This window comes from Streptomyces sp. NPDC048604, assembly GCF_043199435.1.
Taxonomy (GTDB): Bacteria; Actinomycetota; Actinomycetes; order Streptomycetales; family Streptomycetaceae; genus Streptomyces.
In genome coordinates this window covers 38,761-62,400 of the sequence record NZ_JBICVX010000006.1, presented here as the reverse complement: position 1 = coordinate 62,400, position 23,640 = coordinate 38,761, and the positions used below count along the sequence as shown (strand labels likewise).

The following is a 23,640-nucleotide window of genomic DNA, read 5'->3' as shown; positions in this document are numbered from 1 at the left end:
TGCGGCGGCCCGGTCCCGGGTGGAGGCCGGGCCGCCGTGTGTTCGGGCTCAGGCCCCCACGTAGTCGGCGAGGTGCTCGCCGGTGAGGGTCGAGCGGGCGGCGACGAGTTCGGCGGGGGTGCCCTCGAAGACGATCCGGCCGCCGTCGTGGCCGGCGCCGGGGCCGAGGTCGATGATCCAGTCGGCGTGGGCCATGACGGCCTGGTGGTGTTCGATGACGATCACGGACTTGCCGGACTCGACGAGCCGGTCGAGCAGTCCGAGGAGGTGCTCGACGTCGGCGAGGTGCAGACCGGTGGTCGGCTCGTCGAGGACGTAGACGCCGCCCTTGTCGCCCATGTGCGTGGCGAGCTTGAGCCGCTGGCGCTCGCCGCCGGACAGCGTGGTGAGGGGCTGGCCGATGGTGAGGTAGCCGAGGCCGACGTCGGCGAGCCGCTGGAGGATCCGGTGCGCGGCCGGGGTGTGCGCGTCGCCGCCGCCGAAGAACTCCTCGGCCTCGGTGACGGACATCGCCAGGACCTCGCTGATGTCACGGCCGCCGAAGCGGTACTCCAGGACCGAGGCGTCGAAGCGCTTGCCCTCGCACTCCTCGCAGGTGGTGCTGGCCCCGGCCATCATGCCGAGATCGGTGTAGATGACGCCGGCGCCGTTGCATGTGGGGCAGGCGCCCTCGGAGTTGGCGCTGAACAGGGCCGGCTTGACGTCGTTGGCCTTGGCGAACGCCTTGCGGATCGGCTCCAGGAGACCGGTGTACGTGGCCGGGTTGCTGCGGCGGGAGCCGCGGATCGGAGCCTGGTCGACGGAGATCACGCCCTCCTCGGCCGGGATCGAGCCGTGCACCAGGGAGCTCTTGCCCGAGCCGGCGACGCCGGTGATGACGCTGAGCACGCCGAGCGGGACGTCGACGTTCACGTTGCGCAGGTTGTTGGCGCTCGCCTTGCGGATCTTGAGTGCGCCGACGGCCGTGCGGACGGTCTCCTTGACGCGGGCGCGGTCGTCGAGGTGGCGGCCGGTGACGGTGTCGGCGGAGCGCAGGCCGTCCAGGGTGCCCTCGTAGCAGACGGTGCCGCCGGCCGTGCCCGCGCCGGGGCCGAGGTCGACGACATGGTCGGCGATGGCGATGACCTCGGGCTTGTGCTCGACCACGAGCACGGTGTTGCCCTTGTCGCGCAGCCGCAGCAGCAGGCCGTTCATCCGCTGGATGTCGTGCGGATGCAGACCGGCGGTGGGCTCGTCGAAGACGTACGTGACGTCGGTGAGCGAGGAGCCGAGGTGGCGGATCATCTTGACCCGCTGGGCCTCGCCGCCGGAGAGGGTGCCCGCCGCGCGGTCGAGGGAGAGGTAGCCGAGGCCGATGTCGACGAAGGAGTCGAGGGTCTGCTGCAGGGTGGCGAGCAGCGGCGCGACGGACGGCTCGTCCACACCGCGGATCCATTCGGCGAGGTCCCGGATCTCCATGGCGCACAGGTCGGCGATGCTCTTCCGCTTGATCTTGGAGGAGCGGGCCTCGGCGGTGAGCCGGGTGCCCTCGCATTCGGGGCAGGTCGTGAACGTGACCGCCCGCTCCACGAAGGCCCGGATGTGCGGCTGCATCGCCTCGCGGTCCTTGGACAGGAAGGACTTCTGGATCTTGGGGATCAGACCCTCGTAGGTCAGGTTGACGCCGTTGACCTTGACCTTCGTCGGCTCGCGGTAGAGGAAGTCCTGCATCTCCTTCTTGGTGAACTCGCGGATCGGCTTGTTCGGGTCGAGGAAGCCGGACTCGGCGTAGATGCCGACGGTCCACACGTTGTCGGACTTCCAGCCCGGGATGGTGAACGCGCCCTCGGCGATGGACTTGGTGTCGTCGTAGAGCTGGGCGAGGTCGATGTCGGAGACGGCGCCGCGGCCCTCGCAGCGCGGGCACATGCCGCCGGTGATGCTGAAGCTGCGCCGCTCCTTGACGGTCTGTCCGCCCTTCTTCACGGTGACCGCGCCGGCCCCGCTGATGGAGGCGACGTTGAAGGAGTACGCCTTGGGGCCGCCGATGTGCGGCTTGGCGAGCCGGCTGTAGAGGATGCGGAGCATCGCGTTGGCGTCGGTGGCGGTGCCGACGGTGGAGCGGGGGTCGCCGCCCATCCGGCTCTGGTCGACCGAGATGGCGGTGGTCAGCCCGTCGAGCACGTCGACCTCGGGGCGCGCCGCGCTGGGCATGAAGCCCTGGACGAAGGCGCTGTACGTCTCGTTGATCATCCGCTGCGACTCGGCGGCGATGGTGTCGAACACGAGCGAGCTCTTGCCGGACCCGGACACGCCGGTGAACACGGTGAGGCGCCGCTTGGGGATCTCGATGCTGACGTCCTTGAGATTGTTCTCCCGCGCCCCCACCACCCGGATCAGATCGTGACTGTCCGCGGCGTGCGTCTCCGTCTTGCTGGTCCTGCTCATCGTCTCTCCGTCCCTCCGGCGCCCCGCCGGCCGCCGTCCCCGAGGCCCGCGGCCCCTTGCTCTCCCGCCAACCTAGCCACCCCCCGCCCTCGGCGCTTCTCGATTCGTGACCGGCCCCGGAACATCACGGAGGGTGCCCTCACGTGCACGCAGAGGGCGCCCGGCCCGTCGCAGTGACGAAGCCGGGCGCCCTCGGGGACGCGGGGTCCCTGGTGGTCTAGTTGTGGCCGAACTTCCGTTCCTTGCGGTGCGACGGCTCGGAGATGGCTCGGGTGGTCTCGGTCGTGGGGGATCGTTGCGGCTCGGGCCTGGATTCCGTCGGCGGGGTGCGTTCGGCGTGTCCGCCGGTGCGGGCGCCGGCGTTTCGGCGCGTCTGTTTCTTGCCCACGATCATCCCTCCTGTGGTGGATCCCGGGCGAGGGGATACCCCCAGCCTCACACAAGGGGACAAACGGTGCATGTCAGGCTGCCGCCGCTGCCTCGGCCTTCTTCGCGCGGGTGTCCGCGACGGCGTACGGGACCATGGGCAGCAGCAGGATCGGGGCCGCCCACACGGGCAGGGTGAACAGCACCCCGTCCCCGGCCAGCAGCCGGACGGCCAGCGCCGTGGGCAGTCCGACCACGAAGGCGAGCAGCCAGCTCTTGCGGAACCCGAGGCTGCCGCGCTTGAGCTCCCAGGCGACGGTGGCCGTGGCGATCATCCCCCAGAAGGCCAGGTCGGCGGCCTCGACGGGCAGTTCGGCGGTCCAGCGCACGAGGTGGCGCAGCAGCCATACCGTGCCGACGGCCGCGCAGGCCATGGCCGCCAGGCGCAGGGCGCGCCGGTGCAGGGGCGCACGGCCGCGGGCCCAGGCGGCGGCGAAGGCCGGAACGTCGTCGCCGACGACGTCCCGCGCCGTCCGGCCGGCGGCCTCGGCGTCCGCCAGGTGGGCTTCGAGCTCCTGGAGCATCTCGCGCACGGAGGCGTCGTCGATACCGCGGTACTCCCAGTTGCTGCGGCAGATCGCGAGGATGCGGTCGTGCGTGGTGCCGTCCGTGGTCGTCATGGCGTGGGGTCCCCCGTGGATGTGGATGTGGTGCCGTCGAGCATCCGGCTCACCGGGCCGGCGAAGTCCCGCCAGGCCGCTTGCCCCTCGGCGAGCGCGGCGCGGCCGGCATCGGTGAGCCGGTAGTACTTGCGCGGGGCGCCGCCGCTGGCGGACGCCGCCCGGTACGAGTCGACGAGGCCGCCTCGTTCGAGCCGGGCGAGCAGCGGGTAGATGCTGCCCTCCCGGACCAGGTCGAGGCCGGCGCCGGCGAGCGCCTGGCTGAACTCGAAGCCGTATCGCGGTCGTTCGGCGATCAGCGCGAGCAGGCACACGTCGAGCACACCGCGCAGGAGCTGACTGCGCCGCTGGTCGCCGGCGGCCCCGGACAGCTCCATTGTCATGCGGCACAAGATAGTCGGCGACTGCCTTGCACCGCAAAACAGTTCGACGGCTCCCGGCTCAAGCGGCCTCCGCCGTCCGGCGATTCCCGGTCGAAGATCGACACCGCCTAGCATGGCCACGTCACCCACCGGCGCCGAATCGCCTCCACGAAAGCGGACCATGCACCTGAAGCGGATACTCGCCGCGACCGCCGCGCTCTCCTCCCTCGCCCTTCTCACCGCCTGCGAGGACACCGACCGCACGAGCGCCGTGACCGGCCCCACCCCGTCCACCGCGCCCACCGCATCCACCGGGGCCCCGCGGGACCCGGCGGGCGGAGGCGCGTCCGAGAAGCCGGGGCAACCGAGCACCGGCAGCCTCGGCCTGCCTCGCGCCGGCAGCCTGGACGAACTGAAGAAGATGGTCCACCCGCACACCGTCGACTGCACCAACTACTCGACCGATCCGGCCGACCTCGCCATCGAGTCGATCGACTACCAGCCCGTCGTCACCGGCGAGCACCGCTCCTGGGGCGTCGAGGACCGGGCGGTCTGCGGCAACCCGGGCGGCGCGCAGCGCGCGAGCGACCTCAACTGGCTCGACATCGTCGACGACATGACGACCCTTCAGGAACGGGCGAAGGCCGCCCAGCAGGAGGACCTGAAGGACGACGGCCGCCTCAAGGCCACCGCGAGCCGGCTGCTCGTCGGCGAGAACATCGCCGTCGAGACGAACGATCCCAGCGTCCGGTACGGCCTGTACCAGCTGCAGTTCCTGTACCTGAACTGCGAGCCGGGCTTCACCGCCCCGGCCGGCTACCGCCTGGAGCAGTCGAGCGTCGCGGGCTGCGTGCTGACCAACCACGAGCCCGGCATCGAGGTCGGCGGCCACTGAGGGTGACGGCCGGCGACGGACCGCGACCACAGGCCGTCGGCCTACCCTGGAGGGGTGGGCAGGGCGCAGGTCAGGCTGTTCCTGTGCGGTGACGTGATGCTCGGCCGGGGCGTCGACCAGATCCTGCCGCATCCGGTGGATCCGGCGCTGGCCGAGCCGTATGTGCGCGACGCACGGGACTACGTGGCGCTGGCCGAGGCGGTCAACGGGCCGGTTCCCCGGCCGGTGGACCCCTCCTACCCGTGGGGCGAGACCCTCGGCGTCCTGGAGCGGGCCGCGCCCGACGCGCGGATCGTCAACCTGGAGACGGCGGTGACCGAGGACGGCGAGCGCGCGCCCGGCAAGCCCCTGCACTACCGCATGCACCCGGCGAACCTGCCCGCACTCACCGTCGCCCGCCCCGACGTCTGCGTGCTCGCGAACAACCACGTCCTGGACCTGGGGCCGGCCGGCCTGCACGACACCCTCGCGACGCTCGCGGCCGCCGGCCTGCGCACCGCCGGGGCGGGCCGGGACGACGAGGAGGCCCGGCGGCCCGCCGTGGTCCCGCTGCCGCACGGCGGCCGGGTCGTGGTGTACGCCCTGGGCCTGGCGTCCAGCGGCGTCCCGCCCGACTGGGCAGCCGGGCCGGACCGCGCCGGGGTCCACTACGCGGCCGGTCCCGCGGACCGGACCGCGGTCCGGCTCGCCGCGCGGATCCGCGCCGACAAGGTCCCCGGGGACGTCGTCGTGGTGTCCGTGCACGGCGGCTCGAACTGGGGCTACGGCGTGCCGCGCGACCTCGCCGTCCTGGCGCGCCGGCTGGTCGACGCGGGCGCGGACGTGGTGCACGGGCACTCCTCGCACCACCCGCGCCCCCTGGAGGCGTACCGGGGCCGGCTCGTCCTGCACGGCTGCGGGGACCTGATCAACGACTACGAGGGCATCTCCGGCTACGAGCAGTACCGCGACGACCTGCGGCTGCTGCCGGTCGTCGCGGTGGGCGCGGACGACGGCGCGTTCCTGGAGGCCCGGCTGACCCCGTTCCGGTCGAGGCGGCTGCGTCTCGAGCATGCCTCCGCCGGGGACGGGCAGTGGCTGCACGAGGTGCTCGACCGGATCAGCCGGCCCTTCGGCGTGCGCGTGGAGCTCGCGCCGGACGGGACGCCGACGGCCCGGCCGGCCTGACGAGGAGCGCGACATGTACTTCACCGACCGGATCGACGCGGGCCGGCAGCTCGCCGCCCGGCTGACGCATCTCAAGGACGCGGACGCGGTGGTCCTGGGGCTGCCGCGGGGCGGGGTGCCGGTCGCCGAGCAGGTCGCCGACGCCCTCGCGGCTCCGCTGGACCTCTGCCTCGTCCGCAAGCTGGGCGTGCCGTACCAGCCGGAGCTGGCGATGGGCGCGATCGGCGAGGGCGGGGTGAAGGTGATCAACGAGGACGTGGTGGCCCGCGGCGGGGTCTCGGCCCGGCAGCTGGCCGCCGTCGAGGAGCACGAGCGGGCCGTCCTGCAGGAGCGGGCCGCGCGCTACCGCGGGGCGCGACGGCCGGTCCCGCTCCAGGGGCGGACCGTGATCGTCGTGGACGACGGCCTGGCCACCGGGGCGACCGCCCTCGCGGCCTGCCATGTGGTCCGGGCCGGCGGCGCGGGCCGGATCGTGCTGGCGGTGCCGGTCGCGCCGGCGGGCTGGCGCGCCGAGCGGGTCGGCAGCAGCGCGGACGAGGCGGTCTGCGTGCAGGAGCCGGTGATCTTCCGCGCGATCGGCGAGTTCTACCGGGACTTCTCGCAGACCCCGGACGAGGACGTCGTCGCCTGCCTGGACCGCAACCGGGCCGCGTACGGCTCGGGCGGAGCCTCGGCGTCCGCGGCACCGGCCGAGGTCCGGCTGCCGGTCGGCGGCGCGGAGGTCGGCGGAGAGCTGACCCTGCCGGCGGGCGCGTCGGGCGTGGTGCTGTTCGCGCACGGCAGCGGCAGCAGCCGGCACAGCCCGCGCAACCGCGCGGTCGCGGCCCGGCTGAACCGGTCGGGCCTGGGCACCCTGCTGTTCGACCTGCTCACCGACGCGGAGGCGGCGGACCGGGCCAACGTCTTCGACACCCAACTCCTCGCCGGGCGGCTCGCCGAGGCCGCCGCCTGGGTGGCGGCCCGCGAGGACACCGGGCGGCTGCCGACCGGGTACTTCGGGGCCAGCACGGGAGCGGCGGCCGCGCTGTGGGCGGCCGGCGAGCCCGCGTCGACGGTGTCGGCGGTGGTGTCGCGGGGCGGCCGGCCGGACCTGGCGGAGGCGCGGCTCGGGGTGGTGCGGGCCCCGACCCTGCTGATCGTCGGCGGCCGGGACGACCTGGTGCTCGACCTGAACCGCCGGGCGCAGGAGCGGCTGCGCTGCGAGAACCGGCTGGAGGTCGTACCGGGGGCGACGCACCTGTTCGAGGAGCCGGGGACGCTGGAGCGGGTCGGCGAGCTGGCGGCCGACTGGTTCGCCTCGCACTTCTGAGCCCGCGGGGTACGCGCAACCCGGCTGCAACGTCGCGCGCTGTCTCCTGGACGCACCGAACCGGGAGAAGGGGGCGGGGCCATGGACGCGACCGGGGAACCGCGGGTGGAGCTGACGCCCGCCGCGGCCGAACTGCTGTGCCGGCTGCGGGCGGAGCACGGGCCGCTGATGTTCCATCAGTCCGGCGGCTGCTGCGACGGCAGCGCGCCGATGTGCTACCCGGAGGGGGACTTCCGCACGGGTGACTCCGACGTGCTCCTGGAGTCGCTGGCCGTGCCCGGGGTCGCCGAGCCGGTGCGGTTCTGGATGTCGCGTGCGCAGTACGGGGTATGGGCGCACACGCGGCTGATCGTGGACGTGGTGCCCGGCCGCGGCAGCGGTTTCTCGCTGGAGGCGCCGGAGGGCGTGCGTTTTCTGATCCGTTCCCGGGTGATTGGCTCGTAGTCTCCTGATTCTGGTCAACTCGTCAGGTTGTCGCCGAGTTGACCGAGCATCAGGAGGCTACGTGACGCCGCCGTCCCGGGTCCGAAACACGCAACTGCTGTCCCTCTTACTCGCCTGGTGCGCCCTTCTTGTCGTGGGCGCACCCTCCTCCTCCGCCGCCGCGCCGGTCCGTCCGCAGTCGTGGACCACGCTCACGCCGGGGGTCCGGTACGCGACGCTGGACCTCACCGCGGCCAAGGGCCCGGTCCGCGCGCATCTGCTCTCCGTGGACCTGACGGAGCCGAACGTGTCGGTGGACCTGCTCCATCCGGGTGAAGTCGCGGCCCGGGCCCCGCTGTCCGCGCTGGCGGACGCGCAGCAGGCGGTCGGCGGCGTCAACGGCGACTTCTTCCACATCTCGGAGACCCAGCACCCCGGCGTGGAGGCGACCGGCGCGGCCGTCGGCCCGGCGGTCGCCGACGGCCGGGCGCTCAAGGCGGCGGTGCCGGACGGGCAGCGCTTCGGTCCGGCGCTGCCGCCGGGCACCAGCACCCGGGACGTCCTCGGCGTCGGCGTCGACGACCGGGCCCGGCTCGGGGAGCTGGAGCTGGACGGCACGGTGACCACGCGGGGCAGGCACCTGCCGCTCGGCGGCCTCAACCAGTACGCGCTGCCGGTCGGCTCGGTCGGCGTGTTCACCTCCGACTGGGGCACACCGTCCCGGCTGCGCGCCACCTGCGGCACGGACACCAGCCGCGCCGCGCCGTGCAGCGCGGAGACGTACGAGGTGACGGTGCGGGCGGGCCGGGTGACGGCGGTGTCCGAGCAGCCCGGCCGGGGCCCGATCCCGGAGGGCACGGAGGTCCTGGTGGGGCGGGAGGCCGGGGCGCGGGAGCTGCGCGGGCTGGCGGTCGGCGACCCGGTGTCCGTACGGCACCGGATGGTCGCGGAGGGGTCCGCGGTGCCGTACCGGTTCGCGGTCGGCGGCTTCCCGGTACTGCGCGGCGGGGTCCCGCTGGACGGCCTCGACCGGGTGGCGTTCGCGGTGCGCTCGGCGGCCGGGACCGATGCGGACGGGCGGTGGCTGCTGCTGATGGCGCTCGACGGCGGTGCTGGGTACCGGAGCGGGCTGACGGTCGCCGAGGTGGCGGATCTGATGGCGGAGCTGGGCGCGTCGGACGCGCTGAGCCTGGACGGCGGGGGCTCGTCGACGCTGGTCACGCGGCCCCCCGGCGCGGGGTCGGCCACGGTTCGCAACCATCCGAGCGGCGGGGCGGAGCGGCCGGTGGCGAACGGCATCGGGGTGTTCGCCCGCCGCTGACCGGAGCCGACCGAAGCCGACCGGACCTGACCGCGGGCGCTCCGGCCGGTCACCGTGCGGGCGGCTCGGGCCGTGGCTAGCGTGGCTCACGGAAGGATCCGTCGATCGGAAGAGAGTCACCGTCATGGCAGCACGACCTGAGGGCACGCCTGTCTGGGCCGACGCGGCGTTCACCGACGTCGAAGGGGCGAAGACCTTCTACGGCGAAGTGCTGGGCTGGACCTTCGGCGAGGCGTCGTCGGAGTACGGGAACTACACGCAGGCGTACAAGGACGGCAAGGCGGTCGCGGCCGTCGTCCCGCCGATGCCCGGCGAGGGGGAGCCGGTCTCTGCCTGGTGTCTGTACTTCGCGTCGGACGACGTGAACGCGACCGCGCAGAAGATCACCGCGGCGGGCGGCACGGTGCTGATGGAGCCGATGGCGGTCGGCGACTTCGGCTCCATGGCGCTCGCCCAGGACCCGGCCGGCGCCGTGTTCGGCGTGTGGCAGGGCGGTACGCACGAGGGCTTCGAGCTGGAGGGCAAGCCCGGGGCGTTCAACTGGGCGGAGGTGTTCACCCGGCAGCCGGAGAAGTCGGACGCCTTCTTCGCCGCCCTGTTCGGCTACAACGCCAAGAAGATGCAGGACGAGCACGTCGACTTCAAGGTCTTCGACCTCGGCGGCGAGATGCCCGTCCTCGGCCGGATGAGGATGACCGAGGAGGACTTCCCGCCGGAGATCCCGTCGTACGTCCAGATCTACTTCGGCGTCGACGACTGCGACGCGGCCGTCGCGAAGGCGGAGAAGCTGGGCGGCCGCAAGGTCTTCGGCCCGATGGGCAGCCCCTTCGGCCGCTTCGCGGCGATCGTCGACCCGCAGGGCGCGGCCTTCGCGGTCATCGACGTGAACACCACCGAGGGCGAGATGCCCGAGATGCTCTGACCCCGCCCTCCCCGCACGCCCGAAGCGCCCGGCCCCGGACCAACCCGACCCGGGCGCTTCGCCGTGCCGGGTCGGCCCGTTCACGTCCGGTCGCGGACGGCGACGATGCCGTTGAAGACGCCGATGTACGCGGTGCCGTCGGGGCCGATGGTGATGGGGGCCCAGTTGTTGTCGTAGAGGAGGCCCGTGCCGGTGAGGCGTTTCCAGGCGCGCTTGCCGGTGCGGAAGTCGACGGCGGTGAGGTACCAGGCGTCGATGCCGAGTGCGTGCGGCTGCTTCTCGTAGAAGTAGAGGAGGCCGTTGGCGGTGGAGAGCTTGGGGACGGTGGACGGGGAGCGCACGTCGCTCTCCCAGACGGTGTCGCAGCCGCTGCCGTCGGGTCGGACGTCGATCCGGGTCGCGCCGCCGACGACGCTGCGGCCGAGGGTGAGGCCGGCCGGGTTCTCGTAGCCGTAGTTGTTCTCCACGACGAGGCTGTTGCCCCAGCTGATCAGGGAGTTGTCGGTGGTGGACGCGCCCGCGCCGAAGACCGGGACCCGGCAGACCGGACGGCGGTCGGCGGGGACGCCGGGAGCGCGCCGGTAGACCAGGACGTTCATGCGGCCGTCGGCGTTGTCGGTGATGGCGACGTACCCGTCACCGAACAGGTCGGGGGTGGTCCCCGAACCCTGGTTCACGGAGCCGGGCTTGGGGCCGCTGCCCCGGTCGTAGGTCTGCCGCCACTGGACGAGCGGCGTGCCGTCGGGCGCGGCGCGGAAGCTGTACAGGGCGTGGTCGGAGACGATCGAGACGCCGTCGGCGGCGACCGAGAACGAGTTCTGGATCTCCTCCCCGGGCAACCGGAGCGACTTCAGCGCACCGGTCGCCGGGTCGACCGTGCCGACCCGGCCGAGGCGGGTCACCCACCAGATGCGGCCCTGCCAGTCGGGCATGACCGAGGTGACGGGGTCGCAGACGCCGCTCGGGAAGAGGTTGGTCCAGCTGACGCAGTCGTGCGGGACATGGGACGTGAGGTCCCAGTCGTCCTCGACGGTGAACGCCCAGCTGCCGTCGCGGGCCTGGCGGTGCGCGATGCGCAGTACGTGCTGGCGGGAGTCGGCGAGCACGACGCGGTCCCGGTCGTCGAGGTAGAAGTACGCACCGCCCGACGTGTCCTTGAAGATCTTCTCGAAGTCGAGCCGGGTGACGGCCTCGACGGTGGAGGGACGCTGGGGCAGCTTGTACTCGGCGAGGGTGGCGAGCGTGCGCGGGTCGAGCAGCTTGAGCAGGAAACCGCTGAACGTGCCGCAGACGGTGAGCAGTCGGCCGCCGGCGTCGAAGGTGGCGGTGGCGCACTCGCCGCCGAGCGCGGCGATCTTCTCGCTGGTGACCTGCGGATCGCGGCCGAGCGGGCCGGAGTAGGGGTGGGTGCCGCTGCCGGCGGCGTCGGCGTGCATCCCGCTGCGGCCGTTGGGCGCGAGGTACGGGTGCTGGGGCGGCGGATCCCCGGGCACGGGGCGGGCGGTGACGGGCGCGCCCTCGTAGGGGGCGACGAGGCGGTGACCGGGCGCGAGGGGGATGTCGTCGGCGAGCGCCGGCGGCACCGCGCCGACCAGCGCGGTCGCGCAGAGCGCGGCGACGACGGCGAGCACGCGGGCGCGGGCTCGTCGGGAGAAGGGGGGCATCACGGCTCCTCGGGTGGGTACGTCGGTCGCGCCGGCGGCCGACGTTAGGCCCGGGTGCCCGAGAAGTACATGCAACGGCCCCTGGTTTCACATGCTGTTCATGGCTTCAGGTTGCTCACCACGTCCGCGGTGGCGGCGACGCCGTTGTGGATGCTGGGCGCCATGCTCGTCCCCGCGAGGAGGAAACCGAGCAGGGCGCAGACCAGTGCATGGCTGATCTTCAGTCCGCCGTTGCGGAGGAAGATCACCGCCAGGATCAGCAGCAGAAGCACCACGGAAATCGAGACCGCCATCGCCCACACCCTCCTTGCGCCGCGCCGGAATCGCGGCGTTCGGCGGCAAGTGTGGCGGAACGGGAGGCCCGTCCGGCCGTACGGCGTGGCGGCCGTACGGGTGATTCCTCGTAAGGGGTCCGCTCAGGCGCGGGCGTTCAGGAAGCGCTGCAGGCCGGCCAGGTCGTAGGTGTTGAGGTGGTCGACGCCCGCGGCGAGCAGCTCGGTCCAGACGGCCTCGCGCGCCGGGCCGGGCCGGTCGGGGGTGGCCCAGAACGCCCAGGGCCGCCGGGTCGGCGCGGCTCCGACTATGCGCAGTCGCCTGACTCAACTGCGCCTGCATCGCCGAGAGTTGGCCGAACATCCCGGCGCAGGTCGTCGGGAGTTCGGTCAGCGCGAGCCCAGCAGCTCCTCCATCGCCCGGGCCGGTTCAGGGTGGCGGGCCAGGAGAGTCGCGCCGGTCGGGGCGGCGTCCTGCGGCCAGCCGTCGTCGCAGCCGAGCAGCCCGGCCACCGCGTCGCAGGCGGCGGGGTGGGCGGTGAGCAGGGCTGCGCCCGTGCTCCTGCCCACGGCGGACCGCCGCGCCGGCAGGGCGACGGGGGCCTGGCGCCAGGGCGGTATCCAGGTGGCGAGGTCCGCCAGCCGGCCGGGGAAGACCCGGCCCGCTTCGCGGATCAGGAGCGGGGCCAGTTCGGCTCCGTTCGCACGCAGGGTGGTGATCAGCGTGGGCAGCCACGGCAGGAGGACCGGGTCCGGCAGCCGGCCGAAGGCGTTCGACACCGCCTCCACGACGAAGTCGGTGAGCCCCGGGGCCGGTTCGAGCGCGTGCAGCAGGCCGCTCAGGTAACGGGGGTACGCGGGCAGGGTCATCGGGTTGGCCAGCAGCGCGTCGCAGCGGGCGCGCAGCTCCGTCCGGCTCAGGACGTCCAGTTGTGTCTGCGCGGCCCAGAGCAGCGCCGTCTTCGCCGGCTCCTGCGGATGCGACTGGGCGACGGCCAGCTCCAGCTGGGTGCGGTCGCAGCCGAGGGACAGCGCCAGGGACTCCATGCCGAAGAGGAACCCGAGCATCGCGGCGACGTGCCGGACGCTCGCCTCCTCGTCCGTGAACGCGGTCGGGAGCAGCGTGCAGTAGTGCGCGTAGCCGGCCTTGACGAACGACTCGATCCAGCTCGGCAGCACCGGTTCCGCGGTGCGGTAGTGGGCGAGGAGCCGGCGCACCCGCCGCAGCACGTCCGGCGCGCCGTCGACCGTGCGCTCGGCGGCCAGCACCTCCAGGGCGCGGGCGCCCAGTTCGTCGGCGAGCCGGCGGCTGCCCAGATAGCGGATCGCGTCCTCGACGGCTTCGAGGACGGTCGCCGCGGTGGCCTGCGCGTCGTACGCCCGGCGGCGCAGCCGCTGTTCCAGGACCTGTTCGACGCTGACGCCCTCGTAGCCGAGTTCGATCAGGGCCCGCTGGTGGGTGCCGAGCGCCAGGTCCCAGGACTCCTGGAGGGACCGCTCCCCCAGCCCGCGGTCGCCCATGATGGGGCGGGCCGCGCCGTACGGCAGCAGGTACCGGAGCATCCAGAGCACGTCGGAGCAGCGCTCCAGCTCGGGCCGGCCGGCGAGGTCGAGCAGGGCGCGCTGGACGCCGCGCTGCTGCAGCCGCAGCTCCAGCGGCGCGAGACGGTCGTGCACGTCGCGGGCGAGCGGCGGCAGCGCGTCGTAGCCGACCTGGCCGATCCGGTCGCCGCCCATCATGATCTCGACGAGCCGGCGGACGTCGCGCCGGCCGGGCACGGAGTCCTTCTCGATACAGGTGACGGCCGCGTCCTGGAAGTCGTACGGGGTGGGCCTGGCCCGGTCCCGCATGCCGGCCAGCAGGATCGAGGTCTCGAAGACGGCGATGGCGTCGGCGGTGGAGGCGAGATAGCCGTTGCGGCGGGCGGCGCGCACGATGTCGACCGACCAGCCGAGGAGTTCGGCCTCGTCCAGGCCGTCGAGCACCGGCGGCCGCTGCAGGAAGCCGCTGAGGCGGTCGGACGGCTCGGCCGCCGCGACGGGCGCGGGCGGCGCCGCCTTGCGGAGCTTCCTCGTTCCGGCCTGGCCGGCCAGCCGGTACGGCTCGACCCGGCTCCGCTTCAGGTTCTGCGCCCACACGGTCGCGGCGATCGACACCGACCCGGCGGCGAGCCCGAACTGCGCCTCGATCGCGGCGTGGCTCGACGGGATCAGTCCGTGCCGCCACTCGGTGGCGGTGCGCGGCTCGATGGCGAAGGTGTCGCTGCCGTGCACACCGAACTCCGGGACCCGGCTGGCCGCGTGGAACGCGCCGCACACGTAGAGGCAGTCCGCGGGGTCCGCCCCGCTCGCGGCCAGGTGCTCGCGCATCCGGGTCCACATGTACCGCTCGCGGTCCTCGTCCACCCGCAGCCGGTGGCCGTCGCCGGGGGCGAGCCGGCGGAACAGGCTGCCGATGAGGAACATGGCCTGGCGGTACGTGTCGTGGTCGGCGTCGCCCAGCGGCAGTTCGACGTACTGGTGCCACCACTCCGACCAGTGCCGGACGCGGCCGTGCCGCAGCAGGTGCTCCTCCAGCTCGGCGAACCGGGGCCGCAGGTCGCCGATCTCCACGCCGACCGCGTCGCCGTGCAGTCCGGTCGCCTCCTGCTCGGCGGCGGTCGCGTCGGAGGCGGCTTCCGGCTCCCCGGGCCCGTCGTCGGCCCGCTGCGCGCGGGCGTCCCACTGGAAGACGTGGTCCGACGACCGGTCGACCAGGACGAGCTCGACGCCGGGGGTGTCCAGGGCGTAGGCGATGGCCTGGTACTCGGCCGAGGCCTCGGTGATCGGGGCGACGACGGACAGCGGCGACCAGTCGGCGGGGAAGCCGTCGGTCTCGGTGGCGAAGGCCTGCACCGCCACCGGCAGCCGGCAGTTGCGCAGTTCGGTCAGGAGCGGCGCCATGTCCTCGCACAGCTCCAGGTACACGACCTTGGGCTGCTTCTCGCGCAGCCGGCGGGCCATCGCGAGCGCGGACGCCGGGGAGTGGTGGCAGACCGGGAAGATCTCCAGGGGCTCGCGGACCGCGCGGTCGACGTCGTCGACCAGCCCGAGCAGTACGCCCTCCAGCGCGTCGGGCCCGTCGGCGAACGCGACGGCGGCCTCGTGGAGTTGGGCCCGCAGCGCCTCGAAGGTCCCGTCGGGGGCGGCGCTCATGACAGGGTGGCGATCGCGTCGCGGCCGCCCTCCAGGAACTCGGGCCACGGGCCGCCGTCCTCCTTGCTGCGCGGCTCGACGACGCCGTGCAGATACGTGTTCAGGATGGCCAGGTCCTCCGGGGCGCGCCGGGCCAGCGAGCCGACGAGCGAGGAGGCGAGGGTACGGGCGGTCAGGGCCTGCTCGCCGAAGAAGTCGCCGTGCAGGATGGCGTCCTCGAGGACGCCGATCTGCTCGGCGGTGGAGAGCGCGGACTCCAGCTTCTCGTCGTCGCTGCCGGCCGCGGCGGCGGAGGCGCGCAGATCGGCGAAGCTCTGCAGGAGCACGTCGAGCAGGGTCGGCGGGACGTCCAGCTCGATCCGGTGGCGGCGCAGCAGTTCCTCGGTGCGGAAGCGGACGATCTCCGCCTCGCTCTTCTTGTTGGTGACGACGGGGATGCGGACGAAGTTGAAGCGGCGCTTCAGCGCGGAGGAGAGGTCGTTGACGCCCCGGTCGCGGCTGTTGGCGGTGGCGATGACCGAGAAGCCGGGCTTGGCGAAGACGATGTTCTCGCCGCCGTCGCCGGCGCCCAGCTCGGGGACCGAGATGTACTTCTCGGACAGGATCGAGATCAGCGCGTCCTGGACGTCGCTGGTGGAGCGGGTGAGCTCCTCGAAGCGGCCGATGGTGCCGGTCTCCATGGCGGTCATGATCGGGGAGGGGATCATCGACTCGCGGGACTGGCCCTTGGCGATGACCATGGAGACGTTCCAGGAGTACTTGATGTGGTCCTCGGTGGTGCCGGCCGTGCCCTGCACCACCTGCGTGGAGTTCCGGCTGATCGCGGCGGCGAGCAGTTCGGCCAGCCAGCTCTTGCCGGTGCCGGGGTCGCCGATGAGCAGCAGGCCGCGGTCGGAGGCCAGGGTGACGATGGAACGCTCGACGAAGCTGCGGTCGCCGAACCACTTCGGCGGGATCTCCCGGTCGAGGCCGTCGGCGCGCTCGGAGCCGAGGATGAACAGCCGGACCATCTTCGGGGAGAGCCGCCAGGAGAACGGCTTGGGGGCGTCGTCGACCGACTCCAGCCAGTCCAGCTCCTCGGCGTACTTGATCTCGGCGGGGGCGCGCAACAGGTCGGACATGAGAGGGCCTTTCTAAGCCAGGAACGTCTTGAGTTCGCGGACGAGCTTGTCGATATGGCCGGATATCACCGGCGTGCCGAGGGCCTTGAAGCGCTCCCGGAACCAGGGGTTGACCTCCTGGCGGCCGGAGCTGGTCACCGAGCCGACGGGGATGAACTTCACGCCGGATCGGTGGACGGCCTCGATGCCCTCGAAGAGCGGCTGCGAGCGGTCGAACTCGTAGAAGTCCGAGATCCACACCATGACGGTGTCCTTGGGGTCGGTGATCTTCGGACGGGCCATGGCCATGGCGACCGGACCGTCGTTGCCGCCGCCGAGGTTGGTCCGCAGCAGCGCCTCGAAGGGGTCGTTCACCCAGGGGGTGAGGTCGATGGCCCGGGTGTCGTAGGCGACGAGGTGGACGTCGACCCGGGGCAGTCCGGCGAAGACGGACGCCAGGATCGTGCAGTTCACCATGGAGTCGACCATCGAGCCGGACTGGTCCACGACCACGATCAGCTTCTGCGGCGTGGTACGGCGGGCGGTGTGCCGGTAATAGAGGCGGTCGACGTACAACCGCTCCTCCTCCGGGCTCCAGTTGGTGAGGTTCTTCCAGATGGTGCGGTCGAGGTCGAGGTTCCGGAACACCCGCTTGGGCGGCACCGAGCGGTCGAGTTCGCCGACCGTCGACTTCTCCACCTGGGTGCGCAGCACCTCGGCGACCTCGTCGACGTACCGCTTGATGAGCGCCTTGGCGTTGGCGAGGGCCACGCCGGAGAGGTTGTTCTTGTCCCGCAGCAGCTGCTCGATCAGCGACAGGCTCGGGGTCAGCCGCGCGGCGAGCACCGGATCGGCGAGCACCTCGCGCAGCTGCATCCGCCGGACCAGTTCGCCCTCGATGCCCGCGAGTTCGGGATCGCGGCCCGCGCCCGGGGTCCGGCCGAGGGCGCGCTCCAGCCAGCCGGCGTCGGACTGCCAGCGGGCCAGCCGGTCGGCGGTGACCGTGCCGGAGCCGGTGGCGTACACGTTGAGCAGCGCCTTGGAGGCGAGGGCGGCGCGCCGCACCTCGGCGGCGCGGTCGCGCTCGCCGTCGGGGTCGGGCCCGGGGGTCATCAGGCCCTCGAACTCGGCGGCCAGCTCCGGGTGGCGCTGGACGAGCGAGTCCACGGAGGTCTGCGGGTCGAGCAGCCCGGACGGCAGTCCGAGGTCCTCGACGACGGCGAGAGCGCCGGTCTCCAGGGCCGGCTGCTCCTCGTGGTCGAAGAGGCGGGCGAGCAGCCTCCAGTAGAGGACCTGCCGCCGGTTCGCGTACGGGTCGGGCTCGGGGGTCGGGTCGTTGGCGTCGGTCATTTCCGCAGCAGCTTTCCGGCTCGTTCGCGCAGGACGGCGACGGCGTCGGTGGCGGCCTTCTCGGCCTTGGCGCCGGTCTTGTCGGTGGTGCCGCCGGCCCAGCCGCCGGCGTGCAGGGCGACCGCCTTCTTCCGTACGGTCGTCTCGACGGCGAGCGGCTGGATCCGGTACGCCCCGGCGTCCCAGCGGAGCAGTCCGATGCACGCGCGGGAGGCGGCGACGGCCTCGGGGGTGAGCGGGCCGGCGACCGGGAGGCGGTCCGTCTCCACCGCGTACGGCGGCCGGCCGGCGACGGTGAGGGTGAGCCCTTCGGCGCCGTCCTCGGTGGTGTAGCCCTCCAGGAGTGCGGGCACGACGAGGCGCACCGGGTGCCGGTCGAGGGGTGCGGTGGCCGGGTCGGCGGCCGTGGACAGGGCGACGCGGGCGGTGGCGAAGGCGTCGGCGGGCTCGCCGGCGCGGGCGCGGGCGTCGTCCCAGACGAGGTCGCCCTCGGCGGTGAGCGGCATGGCGTCGAGCTCCATGGCGCGGCCCTCGCCGACGGCCGCGAGCAGCGACATGTGCGGGCGGAGCAGTTGCCACAGGCCGGCACCGACGACCGTGTCGGGCTTCGGGGCGGAGACGGCGGCGCGGACGAGCAGCGGCCGGGAGCCGTCGGCGGGTTCGAACACGGCGTGCACCTGGGCCTGGACTGCGGTGGCGTGCTCGTGCAGGTCGACGCCGAGCGGCAGCAGCCGGCCGGTGGCGGGAGCGCCGGCCGCGGGGGCGGCGAGCGCGCCGGGGACGGTGAGGACCATGGCGCGGGACCACAGGTCGGCCCAGCGGCGTATCGGGACGCGTTCCAGGGTGGCGCCCGGGCAGGAGGCGGCGAGTTCGGCGGCGAAGCCGTCGAGGAGGGTGGCGAGCCGGCGCAGGTCCGGGTCGGGCAGCATCGCGGAGACGATCTGGGCCGCACCGGAGACGGTCTCGTGGTCGAGGCCCCGCCAGCCGGCGCGGGCGAGGTCCGCGAGCCAGGAGCGGGCGGCGGCAAGGAGGTTGGCGGGCAGCTCGGCGGCGGGGTCGCCGGAGCCGGCGGCGGCGCGGTCCCGGCGGACGAACTGCGCCGCGTGTTCCGCGACGGCGTCGTGGACGGAGCCGAGCAGGGCGGTGCGGGCGGCGGCGAGGGCGACGAGGTGGTCCTCGCCTGCGGTGCCGGCGGCGGCCTTCTCGGCGGCTTCGGCGACGCGGGCAGCGAGCGGGGAGGCCCCGAACGCCTCGGCGAACCCGGCGAGTCCGGCGGCATGGGCGGGCTGGGGCCGCAGCAGTCCGGCGACGAGCGCGCGGTCGAGGCCGTCGACGGCGGCGAGGGCCTCGTCGAGCCCGTCGAGCGGCTCCTGCGCGGTCGTCGCCGGGGCGGCGCCCCGGGTGGGCGGGAACCACTGCATTTCCGGCAACGGGGCGGTGGTGGGGGCGAGTTCGAGGTAGGCCAGGTGGCGCAGGAAGCGGCTGAAGACGACCGCGGCGGCGTCGCGTGCGCCCGGCGAGGGGTGCGTGGCGGTCATGGCCCCGATGAGGTCGACGGCGGCCGGGTCGTCGGGAACCGCGGCGTCGATCCTGAGGTAGCGGGCGACGCGGGCGCCGCCGTACTGGAGGACGGCCTCGGTGAATAGGGCGCGGATGTGGTTGCAGAACGAGCCGCGGGCGCCGCCGCAGGGCCGGTTGTTGTTGGTGCTGCAGGCGAACGCGTAACTGCCGGCGGCGACGGACGACACGTAGACGCGCCCGATGTCCGAGCCGCTGGACACGACGCCCTGCAGGCGGCCGTCGGCCAGTTCGGCGAACGGCACCTTGGCGAGTTTCCGCGGCCGCGCGGGCGGCAGCACCCGGGCCGTGCTCGACCTCTCCCAGTCCGACAACGCACCTTCTCCGTTCGAGCGCAGGGGAATGCCGCGCCGAGGCGTCGAGCCGGCGCAGGCGGTACGTGATCGAAGTTAGTGGGAGCCACTGACAACGCCGGCCGCGGCGGGGTCCGCCGCCGGGCCGGCGTCGCTCCAGTCGAGGGTGCGGTCGTCCAGGAGACCGCGGGCGTACGGGTGACGCGGGCGTACGGGTGACGCGCGCCCGGCGCGCCGAAGAGGCGGACCGCGTCCGCCACTTCGACGAGCCGGCCGCGTGCATGACGGCCACCCGATCCGCTCCGCCGCCGCCAGGTCGACGTCAGGACCCTTACATCGCGGACGCCGGCGCCGGCAGCTCCGCCAGCTCGGCGATCACGGCCCGGTGGCGCCCCGCCGAACCGAGCGCGATCTGGTCGGACTTGGCGCGCTTGAGGGCCAGATGCGCCGGGTGCTCCCAGGTCATGCCGATGCCGCCGTGCAGCTGCACGCACTCCTCCGCCGCGTGCACCGCGACCTTCGCGCAGTACGCCTGGGCGACGGCGACCGTCAGCGGCGCCTCGGCGCTGCCGGAGGCCAGCGCGTCGGCGGCGGCACGGGCGGCGGCCCGGGCGTTGACGGTCTCCAGCCAGAGCTGCGCCATCCGGTGCTTGAGGGCCTGGAAGGAGCCGACCGGCCGGTTGAACTGGTACCGCTCCTTGGTGTGCCGCACCGTCTCCTCCAGACACCAGGCGGCGAGGCCCAGTTGCTCGGAGGCGAGCAGCCCCGCGCCGGCCAGCAGCCCGCGCCGGATCGCCGTGTCGGCGGCCGCCCGGTCCGCGAGCCGGACGCCGGCCGCCCCGTCGGCGTCGACGGCGGCCAGCGGGCGGGTCAGGTCCAGCGGGGTCTGCGGCTCGATCACGGCCTCGGCGGCGGGGACCGCGTACAGCCCGTCGGCCCGCGGCACGAGGAGGACGTCGGCGACGGCGGCGTCCGCGACGCCGGTGACCCGGCCGCCGGCCGCCGGCCGGGCGTCCGGGGCGGCGGACAGCGGAACGGCGAGCACGGCGACGGTCCGGCCCGCGGCCAGCTCCGCGAGCAGCCCGGTGACCTGCTCGTCCGGGTCCTCGACCGCGAGCAGCGTCTCGGTCGCGACGACCGAGGAGGTCAGGTACGGGACCGGGGTCACCGCGCGGCCCAGCTCCTCCAGGACCACCGCGGCCTCGCGGTGGCTCGCGCCCTGGCCGCCGAGCTTCTCGGGGACGAGCAGCCCGGCCGCGCCGATGTCGGCGGCGAGCGTCCGCCACAGGCCGGGGACGTACGGGCTGTCGGTCTCGATCCGGGCGAGGAGCTCGTTCGGCCCGGCCCGATCGGCGAGCAGCGCGCGGACCGCGGCCCTGAGGTCGTCCTCGGTGTCCGAGTACAGCAGGTCGCTCATCGCGCCAGCTCCTTCCAGGGCACGTCCTTGTCGTTGCGGGGCTCCGCGGGCAGGCCGAGCACCCGCTCGGCGACGATGTTGAGCAGCACCTCGGTGGTGCCGCCCTCGATCGAGTTGCCCTTGGCGCGCAGATAGCGGTATCCGGCGTCGCGGCCGGTGAAGTCGACCAGTTCGGGCCGGACCATGGTCCAGTCCGAGTACAACAGCCCCTCCTCGCCGAGGAGTTCCACCTCCAGTCCGCTGATCTCCTGGTTCAGACGGGCGAAGCCCAGCTTCATCGCGCTGCCTTCGGGACCGGGCTGGCCGGCGACGAGCTGCTGGCGCAGCCGTTCGCCGGTGAGCCGGGCGACCTCGGCGTCCACCCAGAGGTCGAGCAGCCGCTGGTGCAGTTCGTGGGTGCGCAGCTCGGGGCGGGCCCGCCAGGTCTCCGCGACCTTGCCGATCATGCCGCCCTCGCGGGGCAGCCGGGCGCCGCCGATGGAGACCCGCTCGTTCATCAGCGTGGTCTGGGCGACCCGCCAGCCGTCGCCGGCCTCGCCGAGGCGGTGCGCGTCGGGGATGCGCACGCCGGTGAGGAACACCTCGTTGAACTCGGCCTCGCCGGTGATCTGCCGCAGCGGCCGTACCTCGACGCCGGGGTCGGTCATGTCGCAGATGAAGTACGTGATGCCACGGTGCTTGGGCTGGTCCGCGTCGGTACGGGCGATGAGGATGGCCCAGCGGGCGGTGTGGGCGCTGGACGTCCACACCTTCTGCCCGTCGACCACCCAGGCTTCGCCCTCGCGCACGGCGCGGGTGCCGAGCGCGGCGAGGTCGGAGCCGGCGCCGGGCTCGCTGAACAGCTGGCACCACACCTCCTCGCCGGTCCACAGCGGCTTCAGGAACCGCCGCTTGACCTCCTCGGAGCCGTACTGGAGGACGGTCGGGGCGGCCATGCCGAGGCCGATGCCGATGCGGCGCGGATCGTTGTCGGGGGCTCCGGCGGCGGCCAGTTCGGCGTCGACGACGGCCTGGAGGGCGCGCGGCGCGCCGAGGCCGCCGAGTCCGGCGGGGTAGTGCACCCAGGCGAGCCCGGCGTCGAAGCGGGCGCGCAGGAAGTCCAGCCGCGGGGTGGTGGCCGGCGGGTGCTCGACGAGCAGTCTGCGCGTACGGGCGGTCAGTTCGGCGGCGTCGGGCACGGCACCGGGCGTGGCGGCGGGCGTGGCGGCGGGCGTGGCGGCGGTCACGAGGCGGCTCCCGCCGGGAGGACGACGAGACGGCCGGTGGTGACGCCGTCGGCGACGCGCTGCACCGCGTCGGCGGCCCCGGCGAACGGCACCCGCTCGCTGACCAGCGGCTTCACCAGGCCCTTGGCGGCGTACTCGGTGAGGGTCTCGTGGCAGCGCAGGATCGCGGCCGGGTCCTTGAGGTTGTACAGGCCCCAGTGCAGGCCGAGAACCGAGTAGTTCTTCACCAGGGCGTGGTTGAGGGCGGGCGCGGGGATGGTGCCGCTGGCGAAGCCGACGACCACGATCCGGCCCTCGAAGGCCACGACCTTCGTCGACTGGGTGTACGCGTCGCCGCCGACCGGGTCGAAGACCACGTCCACGCCGCGCCCGCCGGTGGCGGCCTTGACCGCGGCGACGACGTCCTCGGCGCGGCGGTCCACGACCACGTCGCAGCCGAGCGCGCGGGCGGCGGCGGCCTTCTCGGGGCCGCCGACCACGCCGATGACGGTCGCGCCGGTGGCCTTGCCGATCTGCACGGCGGCGCTGCCGACGCCGCCGGCGGCCGCGTGCACGAGGAGCGTCTCGCCCTCCTTCAGGGCGGCACGGCGGTGCAGGCCGAACACGGCGGTCTGGTAGCCGATGTGCAGCGCGGCGGCCTCGGCGTCGTCCAGCGCCTCGGGGGCGGGGAGCACGGTCGCCGCGTCGGCGAGGGCGTATTCGGCGAAGCCGCCGTGCGGGAGGGCGCAGGTGGCGATCACCCGGCGGCCGTCCTCGGTCTCGCCGCAGACCTCGACGCCCGGGGTGAAGGGCAGCGGCGGCCGGATCTGGTAGGTGCCCCGGCACAGCAGCGCGTCGGGGAAGTTCACGTTGGCGGCGCGCACCTTGAGCAGGAGCTGCCCGTCACCGGGGGTGGGGCGGTCGGCTTCGTCGCACTGCATCACCTCGCCCGGCTCGCCGTTCTCGTGCACACGCCATGCCTGCATCGTCGGTCCTCCAGGGGCGGTCGTCCGTACTGGGCGGTCGGTCGCATACTAAGCGGTCGCTTGCTCCTCGCGGAACAGGCTGCTCAGGACTTCTTCGGGCGCGCCCTCACATGCATCCGTTCGCCCTGCGGGCCGAACAGCGACAGGAACTCCACCGGCCCGTCGGGCGTGGGCCCGAACCAGTGCGGCACCCGCGTGTCGAACTCGGCGGCCTCGCCGGCGCCCAGCACGACGTCGTGCTCGCCGAGGACCAGCCGCAGCCTCCCGGAGAGCACGTAGAGCCATTCGTACCCCTCGTGGACCCGCGGGTCCGGGTTCTCGTACGGCTTCTCCTGGATCACCTTGTACGCCTGCAGACCGCCGGGCTGCCGGGTCAGCGGGTACATCGTCCGGCCGTGCCGCACGATCGGCTTCGACCGGACCCGGGGGTCGCCGACCGGCGGCGCGCCGACCAGCTCGTCCAGGGCGACCTGGTGCGCGCGGGCCAGCGGCAGCAGCAGCTCCAGGCTGGGCCTGCGCCCACCGGACTCCAGGCGGGACAGGGTGCTCACGGAGATACCGGTGGCGGCGGACAGCTCGGCGAGGGTGACGCCCCGGTCGCGCCGGATACGGCGCAGCCGGGGGCCGACCTCGGTGAGCACGTCGTCGATACGGGGGTCCTCGGAGGAAGGCTCGGGCATGGGTTCATTGCAGGAACGGCAACAAACT

Annotated in this window: 20 protein-coding genes and 1 pseudogene; 6 read left to right on the top strand and 15 right to left on the bottom strand. The window is 73.6% G+C overall.

Annotated features, from left to right (window positions below; all coding sequences use genetic code 11):
• Positions 1 to 48 precede the first annotated feature (48 nt).
• The 4 genes from ACGFMM_RS14365 to ACGFMM_RS14350 all read right to left on the bottom strand — a co-directional run bounded on the left by ACGFMM_RS14365 (position 49) and on the right by ACGFMM_RS14350 (position 3,856).
• Positions 49 to 2,427, bottom strand: coding sequence for an ATP-binding cassette domain-containing protein (locus ACGFMM_RS14365; RefSeq protein ID WP_393646419.1), 2,379 nt, complete (start codon positions 2,425 to 2,427; stop codon positions 49 to 51).
• Positions 2,428 to 2,644: 217 nt separating this feature from the next.
• Entirely contained in the window at positions 2,645 to 2,815 is a 171-nt protein-coding gene (locus tag ACGFMM_RS14360; RefSeq protein ID WP_393646961.1) for a hypothetical protein, read from the bottom strand.
• Positions 2,816 to 2,888: 73 nt separating this feature from the next.
• Positions 2,889 to 3,473, bottom strand: coding sequence for a hypothetical protein (locus tag ACGFMM_RS14355; protein ID WP_393646417.1), 585 nt, complete (start codon positions 3,471 to 3,473; stop codon positions 2,889 to 2,891).
• A complete protein-coding gene (locus ACGFMM_RS14350; RefSeq protein WP_393646415.1) occupies positions 3,470 to 3,856 on the bottom strand; it encodes a PadR family transcriptional regulator in 387 nt (128 codons plus the stop codon). Before ACGFMM_RS14350 ends, ACGFMM_RS14355 begins: the two co-directional genes overlap by 4 nt.
• Before the next feature lie 112 nt (positions 3,857 to 3,968).
• Here ACGFMM_RS14350 and ACGFMM_RS14345 point away from each other — a divergent pair, with 112 nt between their 5' ends.
• From ACGFMM_RS14345 to ACGFMM_RS14320, 6 genes are all read left to right on the top strand, one after another.
• Positions 3,969 to 4,730 carry a hypothetical protein gene (locus ACGFMM_RS14345; RefSeq protein WP_393646414.1) on the top strand — a complete coding sequence of 254 codons (762 nt, stop codon included), beginning with the start codon at positions 3,969 to 3,971 and terminating at the stop codon, positions 4,728 to 4,730.
• Between the two features lie 54 nt (positions 4,731 to 4,784).
• Positions 4,785 to 5,897: a CapA family protein gene (locus tag ACGFMM_RS14340; RefSeq protein WP_393646412.1), complete on the top strand. Its 1,113-nt coding sequence runs from the start codon at positions 4,785 to 4,787 to the stop codon at positions 5,895 to 5,897.
• Positions 5,898 to 5,910: 13 nt separating this feature from the next.
• A complete protein-coding gene (locus ACGFMM_RS14335) occupies positions 5,911 to 7,206 on the top strand; it encodes a phosphoribosyltransferase family protein (RefSeq protein WP_393646410.1) in 1,296 nt (431 codons plus the stop codon).
• A gap of 81 nt (positions 7,207 to 7,287) precedes the next feature.
• Positions 7,288 to 7,650 carry a DUF779 domain-containing protein gene (locus ACGFMM_RS14330; protein WP_393646408.1) on the top strand — a complete coding sequence of 121 codons (363 nt, stop codon included), beginning with the start codon at positions 7,288 to 7,290 and terminating at the stop codon, positions 7,648 to 7,650.
• Between the two features lie 133 nt (positions 7,651 to 7,783).
• Entirely contained in the window at positions 7,784 to 8,950 is a 1,167-nt protein-coding gene (locus tag ACGFMM_RS14325; RefSeq protein WP_393646407.1) for a phosphodiester glycosidase family protein, read from the top strand.
• 124 nt (positions 8,951 to 9,074) lie between these two features.
• Complete coding sequence (locus ACGFMM_RS14320) at positions 9,075 to 9,872, top strand: VOC family protein (RefSeq protein ID WP_393646405.1); 798 nt, start codon at positions 9,075 to 9,077, stop codon at positions 9,870 to 9,872.
• Between the two features lie 80 nt (positions 9,873 to 9,952).
• Here ACGFMM_RS14320 and ACGFMM_RS14315 read toward each other — a convergent pair whose 3' ends face one another.
• The 11 genes and pseudogenes from ACGFMM_RS14315 to ACGFMM_RS14265 all read right to left on the bottom strand — a co-directional run bounded on the left by ACGFMM_RS14315 (position 9,953) and on the right by ACGFMM_RS14265 (position 23,612).
• Positions 9,953 to 11,536 (bottom strand): hypothetical protein, encoded by a 1,584-nt coding sequence (locus ACGFMM_RS14315; RefSeq protein WP_393646403.1) that lies wholly within the window; start codon positions 11,534 to 11,536, stop codon positions 9,953 to 9,955.
• Between the two features lie 98 nt (positions 11,537 to 11,634).
• Complete coding sequence (locus tag ACGFMM_RS14310; protein ID WP_393646401.1) at positions 11,635 to 11,829, bottom strand: hypothetical protein; 195 nt, start codon at positions 11,827 to 11,829, stop codon at positions 11,635 to 11,637.
• Between the two features lie 123 nt (positions 11,830 to 11,952).
• Positions 11,953 to 12,090, bottom strand: a pseudogene (locus tag ACGFMM_RS14305) (hypothetical protein); the annotation flags it as partial.
• A gap of 108 nt (positions 12,091 to 12,198) precedes the next feature.
• A complete protein-coding gene (locus ACGFMM_RS14300; protein WP_393646399.1) occupies positions 12,199 to 15,003 on the bottom strand; it encodes a hypothetical protein in 2,805 nt (934 codons plus the stop codon).
• Entirely contained in the window at positions 15,000 to 16,124 is a 1,125-nt protein-coding gene (locus tag ACGFMM_RS14295) for an AAA family ATPase (RefSeq protein WP_393646397.1), read from the bottom strand. The genes ACGFMM_RS14300 and ACGFMM_RS14295 overlap by 4 nt, the downstream gene beginning before the upstream one ends.
• Before the next feature lie 12 nt (positions 16,125 to 16,136).
• Positions 16,137 to 17,453, bottom strand: coding sequence for a VWA domain-containing protein (locus tag ACGFMM_RS14290; protein ID WP_393646395.1), 1,317 nt, complete (start codon positions 17,451 to 17,453; stop codon positions 16,137 to 16,139).
• A complete protein-coding gene (locus tag ACGFMM_RS14285) occupies positions 17,450 to 18,874 on the bottom strand; it encodes a hypothetical protein (RefSeq protein WP_393646939.1) in 1,425 nt (474 codons plus the stop codon). Before ACGFMM_RS14285 ends, ACGFMM_RS14290 begins: the two co-directional genes overlap by 4 nt.
• Before the next feature lie 781 nt (positions 18,875 to 19,655).
• Positions 19,656 to 20,741, bottom strand: coding sequence for an acyl-CoA dehydrogenase family protein (locus ACGFMM_RS14280; protein WP_393646393.1), 1,086 nt, complete (start codon positions 20,739 to 20,741; stop codon positions 19,656 to 19,658).
• A complete protein-coding gene (locus tag ACGFMM_RS14275; protein WP_393646938.1) occupies positions 20,738 to 21,919 on the bottom strand; it encodes an acyl-CoA dehydrogenase family protein in 1,182 nt (393 codons plus the stop codon). Before ACGFMM_RS14275 ends, ACGFMM_RS14280 begins: the two co-directional genes overlap by 4 nt.
• A gap of 44 nt (positions 21,920 to 21,963) precedes the next feature.
• Positions 21,964 to 22,932: an NADPH:quinone oxidoreductase family protein gene (locus tag ACGFMM_RS14270; RefSeq protein WP_393646391.1), complete on the bottom strand. Its 969-nt coding sequence runs from the start codon at positions 22,930 to 22,932 to the stop codon at positions 21,964 to 21,966.
• Between the two features lie 83 nt (positions 22,933 to 23,015).
• Positions 23,016 to 23,612: a helix-turn-helix domain-containing protein gene (locus tag ACGFMM_RS14265; RefSeq protein ID WP_393646389.1), complete on the bottom strand. Its 597-nt coding sequence runs from the start codon at positions 23,610 to 23,612 to the stop codon at positions 23,016 to 23,018.
• Between the last annotated feature and the right edge of the window lie 28 nt (positions 23,613 to 23,640).

Coding starts and splice junctions, on each gene's coding strand:
- ACGFMM_RS14335 (WP_393646410.1), top strand. CDS start 5,911: ATGTACTTCACCGACCGGATCGACGCGGGCCGGCAGCTCGCCGCCCGG.
- ACGFMM_RS14265 (WP_393646389.1), bottom strand. CDS start 23,612: ATGCCCGAGCCTTCCTCCGAGGACCCCCGTATCGACGACGTGCTCACC.
- ACGFMM_RS14310 (WP_393646401.1), bottom strand. CDS start 11,829: ATGGCGGTCTCGATTTCCGTGGTGCTTCTGCTGCTGATCCTGGCGGTG.
- ACGFMM_RS14320 (WP_393646405.1), top strand. CDS start 9,075: ATGGCAGCACGACCTGAGGGCACGCCTGTCTGGGCCGACGCGGCGTTC.
- ACGFMM_RS14290 (WP_393646395.1), bottom strand. CDS start 17,453: ATGACCGACGCCAACGACCCGACCCCCGAGCCCGACCCGTACGCGAAC.
- ACGFMM_RS14285 (WP_393646939.1), bottom strand. CDS start 18,874: ATGCAGTGGTTCCCGCCCACCCGGGGCGCCGCCCCGGCGACGACCGCG.
- ACGFMM_RS14350 (WP_393646415.1), bottom strand. CDS start 3,856: ATGACAATGGAGCTGTCCGGGGCCGCCGGCGACCAGCGGCGCAGTCAG.
- ACGFMM_RS14270 (WP_393646391.1), bottom strand. CDS start 22,932: ATGCAGGCATGGCGTGTGCACGAGAACGGCGAGCCGGGCGAGGTGATG.
- ACGFMM_RS14300 (WP_393646399.1), bottom strand. CDS start 15,003: ATGAGCGCCGCCCCCGACGGGACCTTCGAGGCGCTGCGGGCCCAACTC.
- ACGFMM_RS14280 (WP_393646393.1), bottom strand. CDS start 20,741: ATGAGCGACCTGCTGTACTCGGACACCGAGGACGACCTCAGGGCCGCG.
- ACGFMM_RS14295 (WP_393646397.1), bottom strand. CDS start 16,124: ATGTCCGACCTGTTGCGCGCCCCCGCCGAGATCAAGTACGCCGAGGAG.
- ACGFMM_RS14345 (WP_393646414.1), top strand. CDS start 3,969: ATGGCCACGTCACCCACCGGCGCCGAATCGCCTCCACGAAAGCGGACC.
- ACGFMM_RS14365 (WP_393646419.1), bottom strand. CDS start 2,427: ATGAGCAGGACCAGCAAGACGGAGACGCACGCCGCGGACAGTCACGAT.
- ACGFMM_RS14330 (WP_393646408.1), top strand. CDS start 7,288: ATGGACGCGACCGGGGAACCGCGGGTGGAGCTGACGCCCGCCGCGGCC.
- ACGFMM_RS14315 (WP_393646403.1), bottom strand. CDS start 11,536: ATGCCCCCCTTCTCCCGACGAGCCCGCGCCCGCGTGCTCGCCGTCGTC.
- ACGFMM_RS14355 (WP_393646417.1), bottom strand. CDS start 3,473: ATGACGACCACGGACGGCACCACGCACGACCGCATCCTCGCGATCTGC.